The 9,624-nt window shown below is 71.9% G+C and carries 6 protein-coding genes and 1 pseudogene; 6 read left to right on the forward strand and 1 reads right to left on the reverse strand.

Features of this window, described 5'->3' with window-relative positions; genetic code table 11:
- Positions 1 to 1,448, reverse strand: a 1,448-nt coding sequence (locus tag JWR33_RS02240; protein WP_297409048.1) for a protein O-GlcNAcase, incomplete at its 3' end; no start/stop codon positions are given.
- 71 nt (positions 1,449 to 1,519) lie between these two features.
- Between JWR33_RS02240 and JWR33_RS02245 the strand changes: the two genes are divergently transcribed.
- The 6 genes and pseudogenes from JWR33_RS02245 to JWR33_RS02270 form a co-directional block, all read left to right on the forward strand.
- Positions 1,520 to 3,487, forward strand: coding sequence for a hypothetical protein (locus tag JWR33_RS02245; protein WP_297409050.1), 1,968 nt, complete (start codon positions 1,520 to 1,522; stop codon positions 3,485 to 3,487).
- Complete coding sequence (locus tag JWR33_RS02250) at positions 3,484 to 5,328, forward strand: MBL fold metallo-hydrolase (RefSeq protein ID WP_297409053.1); 1,845 nt, start codon at positions 3,484 to 3,486, stop codon at positions 5,326 to 5,328. Before JWR33_RS02245 ends, JWR33_RS02250 begins: the two co-directional genes overlap by 4 nt.
- Positions 5,329 to 5,335: 7 nt before the next feature.
- Positions 5,336 to 6,391 carry a LacI family DNA-binding transcriptional regulator gene (locus JWR33_RS02255; protein ID WP_297409054.1) on the forward strand — a complete coding sequence of 352 codons (1,056 nt, stop codon included), beginning with the start codon at positions 5,336 to 5,338 and terminating at the stop codon, positions 6,389 to 6,391.
- Positions 6,392 to 6,500: 109 nt separating this feature from the next.
- Positions 6,501 to 7,529 carry an ROK family protein gene (locus JWR33_RS02260; RefSeq protein ID WP_297409056.1) on the forward strand — a complete coding sequence of 343 codons (1,029 nt, stop codon included), beginning with the start codon at positions 6,501 to 6,503 and terminating at the stop codon, positions 7,527 to 7,529.
- Positions 7,530 to 7,583: 54 nt separating this feature from the next.
- A complete protein-coding gene (locus tag JWR33_RS02265) occupies positions 7,584 to 8,174 on the forward strand; it encodes an SIS domain-containing protein (RefSeq protein WP_297409058.1) in 591 nt (196 codons plus the stop codon).
- Positions 8,171 to 9,624, forward strand: a pseudogene (locus JWR33_RS02270) (alpha-mannosidase); the annotation flags it as partial. The gene JWR33_RS02265 and the pseudogene JWR33_RS02270, both read left to right, overlap by 4 nt.

Below are 9,624 nucleotides of genomic sequence, written 5' to 3' on the forward strand. Positions count from 1 at the left end.
GCGGCCGCGGCGAGCCACGGGCGGAGCTGATCCACCACGGGTGAGGACCCCTCGCCGACGGCCGTCGGCAGGTCTGCCAGTGACGCGAGTGCAGCGTCGACCCGCTCCAGCGCCTCCGGCTCGCGGCGCAGCGCCGGGGCGAGCAGGGGCGACAGGTGCGGCGCCCGGTCGGCGCTGGGTGGCCACCCGCTCGTGACCGCCAGCAGGGGGAGGAGCGCCGATGCGAGTGAGCCGGCGACCGCCAGGGCCGCACGCCGAGCGGACGCGGTGGGGTCGTAGGCGGCGGGATTCCACGCCCAGTCGGCGACGGTCGCGAGCGCGAGCCGGGAGGCGGACGCCTGCACCATCGGGTTGGCACTGATGCCGTGCAGCCGCGATCCATCGAGGTCGGTGGACCGTCCCAGCAGGGGCCCGAGGAAGAGCCGGGTCGCGTCGAAGTCGTTGACGGGGAAGTTGTCCCAGAGCAGCAGGTCGCGGCCGAAGGCGGCCGCAGCCCCGTCGATGTCCGCCCGGCTCACGGTGCCGACCACGATGTCGCAGCCGGTCCACCAGACGAGGGCATCCTGGGGGAGCGTCTCCGCGAGCCGGGTTCGATAGGGCGAGCGCTCGATGCCCGCGTACTCGGTGGGCGCCATGGCGAGCCGGTCTCCGCCCCGCGGGACGAGGAAGCGGTCGCGGAACTCGGCACAGACGCGGCCGTGCGCCGCACCGGCCGCCCCCTCCTCGGCCCCGAACTCGGCGACGTCCGCCGGATGCTGCAGGGCGGCCGGGATGTCGTCGAAGAGGAGCGCGAAGGAGCGCACGCCCACAGCCCACAGCTGCTCGGCCTTCGCGAACAGCAGCCGCTGCTCGTCCGGGGAGGAGTAGATCATCGACAGCCCCGGCGCGATCGTGTAGGTGAACCGCACGCCGAGGTCCTCGGCGAGGCGGACCAGCTCGGCCAGTCGCGCGAGCTCGGCAGGCGGGTAGGGCTCCCGCCACCGCTCCCGGTGATACGGGTCGTCCTTGGGCGCGTAGGAGTAGCTGTTCAGCTTGTTCCTGGCGCAGAACCTCAGGTGATCGAGCCGCTCCTCGTGGCTCCACGGCGGACCGTAGAAGCCCTCGATCGTGCCCCGCCACGGCAGGGCCGGCTCGTCGCGGATGGACAGCTGGGGAAGTCCCGTCTGGCCGGTCAGGGCGGCGGCGGCCAGAAGCGCATCGAGGGTGGCCTGAGCATGCAGTACGCCCGCCCGATCGGCGGCGGCGACCGTGACCGCCGCTCTGCCTCCCGCTTCCCGGATGCGCAACCCGTGCCCCCCGGGTCCGAGCAGTTCCGGCTCCAGATCCGCGAGGGCCCGCCATGCCGGACTGTCGGCCGAGCTGCCGGTGACCACCGCGGGATCGAGCGGAAGCGGCGGTCCGTCGATGCGCGCGAAACGCGGAACGGGAGAGAGCAGATCGAGGATCACAGGCTCGGGAGCGACGCCGCGGGGAGGGGAGAAGTACCCACCTGGGAACGTTACCAGATACGCTTTTTCGCATGCTTCCGACCAGCGTCGATCCGGTGGATCGCGCCGTTCTCGACCCTCTTCCCATCCCCTCCCGATTCGAGCCGTCGCCCCCGCTGCACCCCGCGGCAGAGGGGGTCACGGTCGTCCGCCATGAGTCCTGGCTCACCGTGTCGGGCCGCTGGTACTCGCTGTCCTTCCCCGCCGACGAGAGCTCCGTCAACCGGTCGCCCTACGGCGTGCTCCTGAGCGAGGACGGCAACAACTGGACCGACCTCAACCTGCTCGCCTCCGTGCACCGCCTCGACGGGGTGGACGAGACCTACGGCCTCAGCGCGCCGGTCGTCACGGATGAGGGCGGAGTCGTGACGGTCGCGGTCGCCCAGCGCTCCACTGTGTGGGAGAGCCGAGAGACCCGCGTGCGCTGCACTCGGGAGACCGTCGAGGTCTCGGTCGTGGTGCGCGGCGACGGCGCCCTGGACGATGTCGTGCTCCTCGGCGGCTCCGCCACCCTTCGCTCGGGGGCCTGCGGCGCGTTCCGATCCGCGATCGGCTTCCGCAGCGTCTTCGTGCCCGTTCCGACCGAGCCGGTCGCCTTCGTCCGACCGGCCCGCGCCTCCGCCGCCCTCGGGGTGGTCGGCGACGCCGAGCCCGGCCGGCTGAACGGCATCTTCTCGCCGCCGCCGCTGGTCTTCGGGTGGGGCCGCCGGGACGCAGCGGGTGCCACCGACCTGCCCGGCGGCGACTGGCTCGGGCTCTCCGTGCGCGCTGCGGTCGAGGACCTCACCTTCACCACCGTCCGCTACGAGCCGCTGGACGCCGGCTACTGGCTCCGCTTCTCCTATGAGGGCCACACGAGGGTCGCGGGCGAGTGGACCTCGCCGGTGCTCGTGCTGCGGCCGTCGCGCGACGCCCTCGGCGTGATCGAGGACCATCGGGCCGACCTCGTCGCCCACGGCTTCGCGTCCGCCGTTGCAGACGCCGCCGCCGCCGCCGACTGGTGGGAGGAGCCGATGTTCTGCGGCTGGGGTGCGCAGTGCGCCCGGTCAGCGCATGAGCTGCACGGCACCGCCAACCCGAGTGAGCCGACCGAGCCCGAGACGGCCCTGGAGGAGAGCTTCGTGGTGCTGATGGCACCCCAGCTGGCGCGCGAGAGCGCCTACGAGGAGTTCCTCGCCACGCTCGAGCAGAGCGGACTCGTTCCCGGCACGATCGTGATCGACGACCGCTGGCAGGCGCAGTACGGCACGGCCACCCCCGACCTCGAGCACTGGCCCGACCTCAAGGGCTGGATCGCCGACCGGCACGCCCGCGGCCAGAAGGTGCTGCTCTGGTGGAAGGCATGGGACCCCTCCGGCCTGCCCGCCGACGAGTGCGTGCTCGACGCCGGCGGCCGGCCACTGTCCGCGGACCCCGCCAACCCCAAGTACCTCGCCCACCTGGAGAGGATCGTGGCCGAGCTCCTCTCGCCCGAGGGCCTCGACGCCGACGGCTTCAAGGTCGACTTCACCCAGCGCGCTCCGAGCGGCCGCTCGCTGCGCCCGGCGCCCGGCGTGTGGGGGATCGCGGCACTGCACACCCTGCTGCGCACCCTCCGCTCTGCCGCGAAGGCCGTGAAGCCGGACGCCCTCGTCGTCACCCACGCAGTGCACCCGTCCTTCGGCGATGTGGGCGACATGGTGCGGCTCAACGACGTCCTGAAGAACGACGCGGCCGGGCATCCCGTGCCGGTCGCCGACCAGGTCACCCTGCGCAACGAGATCGCCCGACGAGCGCTGCCCGGCCACGTGATCGACACCGACCAGTGGCCGATGCCGAACCGCGCGGAGTGGCTGTCCTACGTGGACGTCCAGCACCGGCTGGGCGTTCCGGCCCTCTACTACGCGGAGTCGATCGACCGGTCAGGTGAGCCCATCGGCCCCGAGCACCTCGCGGTCGTCGCCGGCACCTGGCGGGAGTACCGGCGCGCCCTCGAGCAGAGGCGGTCGAGCCGCTCGTGACCGCCTCCTCCGGCGTCGTCGAGCAGATCGCTCGAGGCGTCTACTGCGTGCACGACACCTGCAACGTCTATGTGATCGTGGCGGACGGCCCCGAGCGCACCGGCGTCGCCATCGACTTCGGCTCCGGCATGGTGCTCGACCACCTGGATGAGCTGGGCATCGACCGCCTCTCCGACGTGGTGATGACCCACCACCATCGCGACCAGGGCCAGGGCCTGCCCCGCGCGGTGGCTCTGGGCATCCCCATCCACGTCCCGCCGGTGGAGGTGGACCTGTTCGCGGGCGTCGACGAGATGTGGCGCACCCGTCAGCTCGACAACGACTACAACGTGCGGCAGGACCGCTTCTCGCTCCTCGAGCCGGTCCCGGTCGCGTCCACCGTGCCCGAGTACCGGGTGGGCACCTACGGCGGCGTGCGGCTCTGGGTGATGCCCACGCCGGGCCACACGATCGGGTCGGTCAGCTACATCCTCGAGCGCGACGGCGAGCGGATCGGCTTCACCGGCGACTTCATCTACGCGGCGGGCAAGGTGTGGTCGATGGCGGCCAGCCAGTGGTCCTACACAGCCCACGAGGGTCCGGCCATGACCGTGATGTCCTGCCTGCAGCTGATGGATCAGCAGCTCGACCGCATGCTGCCCTCCCATGGCCGTCCGATGACCGCGCCCGGGTCGGCGCTGCGGCTGCTGGCCGACCGGATGCAGTACTACGTGGACTCCCGGCGCTGGTATCCCTGGGACCTGGAGGACCGGCTGCGCAATCCCTTCCGGCGGCTCACGAAGCATCTGCTCTTCAACTCCTCCTCGCTCTCGTACGGCTACGTGCTGCTGTCGAAGACCCACGAGGCGCTCTTCATCGACTACGGCTACGACATGACCACCGGCATGCCCACCGGCACCGACCGGGCCTCACGGCGCCCGTGGCTCGCCTCGCTGCCCGCGCTGAAGGAGCAGTTCGGCGTCACGAAGATCACCGCGGCCCTGCCGACCCACTACCACGACGATCACATCGCCGGCATGCCACTGCTGCGCGACGTGGAGGGCACCGAGATCTGGGCGCCCGCGAACGTGGCGCCCATCCTCGAGGACCCCTGGAAGTACGACCTGCCCTGCCAGTGGTTCGAGCCGATCGTGGCGGATCGGGTGCTGCCGCTGGGCGAGCCGTTCCGGTGGAACGAGTACACGATCACCGCGCACGAACAGCCGGGGCACACGCTCTACGCCGTCGCCTATGAGGTCGTCGTCGACGGCGTGCCCGTCCTGTTCACGGGCGACCAGCAGGAGGGCCTCGGCATCCGGGACGACCGGCACGAGATCCTCAACTACCAGTACCGCAACCGCTTCCGCATCGAGGACTACCGCAAGAGCGCTGCCCTCTACAAGCGGGTCGGGCCGGGGCTGCTCGCGGGCGGCCACTGGGAGCCGCGCTGGGTGGAGCCCGGCTACCTCGAGTACCTCGGCTATGCGGGCGAGGACCTCATCGAGATGCATCATGCGCTGCTGCCGCTCGACGAGTTCGACCTGGGGGCCGACGGCGTGCTGGCCCGCATCGTGCCGTATCGGTCCCGGGTGGCGGCGGGCGAGGAGCTCACCCTGACGGTGTCGGTGCGCAATCCGCACAGCTCGGTCGCCGACGCCGTGCTCGAGGCGGTCATCCCCGCGGACTGGCGGCCCGTCGTCGAACCGGGCACGGTTCGGCTCCAGCCGGGGGAGGAGCGGGAGGTGGAGATGCGCTTCGCCGCCGGTGCTGGCCCGGTGCGGCGCGCCAGAGTGGCCGTTGATGTCACAATTGGCTCGCTTCGCCTCGGGCAGCACACCGAGGCACTCGTCGACATCGAATAGAGGGACCATGCGCCAGGGCAGCCCCGAGCCGGTGCAGCCCGATCGTCGCGCCACCATCAAGGAGGTCGCGGAAGCGGCAGGCGTCTCCCGGTCGACCGCGTCCCGTGCCCTCACCGGCAACGGCTACGTCGCCGAGAGTGTCCGGCTGCGGGTGCGCCAGGCCGCCAGCGACCTGGGCTACGTGGTCGACGCGATGGCCCGCAGCCTCAAGCAGCAGTCCACCCGCTCCATCGGCGTGCTCGTCTCGGACCTGCGCAACGAGTTCTACGCCAACCTCGCCGCAGGCGCGAGCAGGCACGCGACCCGCCTCGGCTACACGACCATGCTGGTCGACGACCAGGGCCTCGCCGACGACGAGCTCGCCGCGGCGGAGGCGTTCGTCGCGCTCCGGGTGGCCGGCGTGGTCGCCACTCCCGTCTCCGCCGAGGCCACCAGCTTCCTGCTCCGCCAGCGCGTGCCGGTCGTCGAGGTGGACCGTCGCTTCAGCGACGGCGCCTGCGATGCCGTCGTCGTCGACAACCGCGGCGCGGCCCGGGCCGGCACCCGGCACCTGCTCGAGCTCGGCCATCGGCGCATCGCCCTGCTCATCGACGAGGACGATTGGACCACCGGCCGGGAGCGCCGGGAGGGCTACGCCGATGCCCTGGAGAGCGCGGGGGTCTCGCACGACGCCGCCCTCGTTGTGCCGACCGGCTGGGATGTGGACGCGGCCCGCGATGTGGCGCACGACCTGCTCGGCTCGTCGCAGCGGCCCACCGCCATCTTCGCCGCGAACAACCTCCTCGCCGAGGGCGCCTGGCGTGCGGCGCGCGAGCTGGGCCTCTCGATACCGGGCGAGCTCTCGCTCCTCGCCTTCGACGACGTGCCGTGGATGAGCATGGTCACCCCCGGGGTCACCGCCATCGCGCAGGACGCCGCCGCCATGGGCAGGACCGCCGTGCAGACGCTGCTCGAGCGGATCGCCGATCCCGCGGCGGGCACGCGGACCGTGGTGCTCTCCGCCTCGCTCAAGGTGCGGGGGTCGGCGGCGGCACCGGCGCAGTCCGGCATTCCCGTCGGCTGACCCGCCCACCCCTCAGGCTGTTGACCGCTTCTCCGGTTCGGCTCTATCCTTTGTGGGATCGATGCCACAGGAGCCGGTGGGATCGACGGCGAGCTGTTCGGAGGACTGCATGGTCGCAGTGGGGCGTCCGGTCCTCGGGCTCGACATCGGCGGCACCAAACTGGCCGTCGGAGTGGTCTCCGCCGACGGCACGGTATCCGGCTTCCTCGCCGAGCCCACCCGCCGGGAGGAGGGCCACGAGGTGATCGTCCGCCGGCTCTTCGACCTCGGTCGCCGCTCGATCGAGACGGCGCGGGCGGAGGGCGCCCTCGGCGCCCGCGAAGACGTGGCCGCCGTCGGAGTCTCCTGCGGCGGCCCGCTGGACGCCCGCGCCGGCGTGCTGACCGGCCCGCTGCACCTGCCCGGCTGGGACTACGTTCCGATCGTCCAGCTGGGCACCGACGAGTTCGGTCTTCCGGTCGCGCTCGAGAACGACGCCACCGCGGCGGCCTACGGCGAGTACCGCTTCGGCGCGGGGCGCGGCACCTCGACCATGGTCTACCTCACCCTCTCGACCGGCGTGGGCGGGGGGGCCGTCATCAACGGGCAGCTGCACCGCGGCGCCGCAGGCAACGGCGGCGAGTACGGCCAGATCTCCGTGCGGCCCGGCGGCAGACCGGGCTTCGGCAACCGCGCGGGAACCCTGGAGGCCTACGCCTCGGGCACCGCGATCGCCGAGCGGGCGACGGAGGCCGTGGCGGCACTCGGGGGCACTGGCCGCTCGAGCGTGCTGAGCGCCCTCTCGAAGATCCGCGCGGAGGACGTCTCCGCCGCCGCGCGCGACGGGGACGAGCTGGCCCGCGAGGTCTGGGACGAGACGGTCGACCTCCTCGCCAGCGCGGTGACCGACCTCGTCGACATCCTCGAACCCGACCTGGTCGTCCTCGGCGGCGGCGTCACCCGCGCGGGCGACCTCCTCCTGGTGCCGCTTCGAGCCGCGGTGCTCTCCGCCGCGATGCCGCCTGCCGCTGCCGCGGTGCGCATCGAGTTGGCGCAGCTGGGCGACCTGGTCGGCGTCGTCGGCGCTGGCGCGATCGCCTTCGACAAGCTCGCAGAACCCTCCCCGCCGTCGACCCTCACCTCCGCGCCCGCTCGCTGAGCACCGTCCCTTCGCTTTCCCTCCCGCTGTCCCATCCCCGATCCTGGAAGCCGCATGTCTGACACCTCCCCTCAGTCCGACTGGATGAACGAGCAGCTGGGCGACCACGTCGCCACCGCGCAGGCGATGGAGGCCCTCCTGCCCGCGGTGCGCGAGGTGGCGGCGATGCTCTGCTCCGCCTATGAGAGCGGCGGCGTCCTCTACACCTTCGGCAACGGCGGCAGCGCCGCGGACGCGCAGCACTTCACCGGCGAGCTGATCGGCCACTACAAGCGGGATCGTCGGCCGCTGCCCGCGGTGACGCTGAGCACCGACCCCACGGTCATGACGTGCATCGGCAACGACTACTCCTACGACGACGTGTTCGCCCGGCAGGTCACCGCGCTGGCTCGGCCCGGCGACGTGGTGGCCGGGTTCACCACGAGCGGCAAGTCGCCGAACGTCGTGACCGCGCTCCAGGCCGCCCGTGCCCAAGGCGCGACGACCGTGCTGTTCAGCGGCGGCGATGGCGGCCCGGCGGCCGCGTTCGCCGATCACCGGCTGCTCGTGCCCACCACGGTGACCCCGCGCATCCAGGAGATGCACACCTTCATGCTCCACGTGATCAGCGAGACGGTCGACGTGTGGGCGGAGGAGAGCGAGTGAGCGCTCCGGCAGGAGCACGGCCGCACGGCGGCGCCCCGCTTACGAGCGCCGACATCGCCGGCGGGGACAGTGCCGGCCGGGAGGGCCGCGCGCCGGTGGCGAACGCCCCGGCCGGGCCGCAGCCGCGCGACCTCGTGCCGCAGCCCCGTCCGCTGTCGACCCCCGACCGCACCCTCTACATGATCGGCAACGCGCACCTCGATCCGGTGTGGCTGTGGCCGTGGCAGGAGGGCTATCAGGAGGCGCGCGCCACCTTCAGGTCGGTGATCGATCGCATGGAGGAGTACCCCGACTTCGTCTTCACCTGCGACCAGATCGTGCTGCTCAGCTGGGTGGAGGAGCAGGACCCTCAGCTGTTCGCGCGCATCCAGGAGCGGGTCGCCGAGGGGCGCTGGGTGAACGCCGGCGGGTGGTGGGTCGAGCCGGACTGCAATATGCCGATGGGGGAATCATTCGCCCGGCAGGGCCTCTACGGCCAGCGCTACCTGCAGTCCCGGTTCGGACAGACCGCCACGGTGGGCATGAACGTCGACCCGTTCGGCCACAACGCGATGCTCCCGCAGATCCTCCGCGGCCAGGGCATGGACTCCTACATGTTCCTGCGGCCGGGACCGCACGAGAGCGAGCTCGAGGAGACGCTCTTCTGGTGGGAGGCCCCCGACGGCAGCCGCGTGCTCGGCTACCGGATCCCGTTCGAGTACTGCAGCCCCGCCGGATCGGTCGACGGGCAGACGGACAAGTCGCTCGGCGCGCTCGACCGCAGCATCGGCGATGCCATGGTGTTCTACGGCGTCGGCAATCACGGCGGCGGCCCCACCAAGGCCAACATCGAGTCCATCTACCGCTACGACCGCATGGGCTCCTTCGGAAGGATGCAGATGGCCTCGCCCCGACGCTACTTCGACGAGGTCCTCGCCCGAGGCGACGCCTTCCTCTCCGGGCTCGCCGTGCAGCGCGACGATCTGCAGCATCACTCGCCCGGCTGCTACTCCGCGCACTCCGGCATCAAGGCCTGGCAGCGCCGCGCGCAGCATGCGGTACTGACCGCGGAGCGCTGGGCGGCCGTCGCGTCGCTCCAGGCGGGGCTGCAGTACCCCCGCACCGAGCTGGAGCGGGCCTGGAAGCAGATCCTGTTCAACCAGTTCCATGACATCCTGCCCGGCTCCGCCATCGAGACCTCCTACGACGACGCCCGGGACCAGCTGGGCGAGGCGGTCGCGATCGCCAAGCGGATCACGACGCTGGCGCACAACACGATCGCCCGGCAGATCGACATCCCGCTCGACCCCACCACCCAGCCGGTGGTCGTCTTCAACCCGCACCCGTGGCCCGTGCAGACCGACGTGGACCTGCAGTTCGGCGGCAAGCCGACCGGCGCGCACGTGGTCGACGAGACCGGCGCCACCGTGCCGTCCCAGCGCAGCCAGTCGACGGCGACCACCGACGACAA

The organism is Naasia sp., from assembly GCF_025465545.1.
GTDB lineage: Bacteria > Actinomycetota > Actinomycetes > Actinomycetales > Microbacteriaceae > Naasia.

What these genes read in the sequence shown, in the direction of transcription:
- JWR33_RS02245 (WP_297409050.1), top strand. Translation starts at nt 1,520, where the DNA reads ATGCTTCCGACCAGCGTCGATCCGGTGGATCGCGCCGTTCTCGACCCT.
- JWR33_RS02255 (WP_297409054.1), top strand. Translation starts at nt 5,336, where the DNA reads ATGCGCCAGGGCAGCCCCGAGCCGGTGCAGCCCGATCGTCGCGCCACC.
- JWR33_RS02260 (WP_297409056.1), top strand. Translation starts at nt 6,501, where the DNA reads ATGGTCGCAGTGGGGCGTCCGGTCCTCGGGCTCGACATCGGCGGCACC.
- JWR33_RS02265 (WP_297409058.1), top strand. Translation starts at nt 7,584, where the DNA reads ATGTCTGACACCTCCCCTCAGTCCGACTGGATGAACGAGCAGCTGGGC.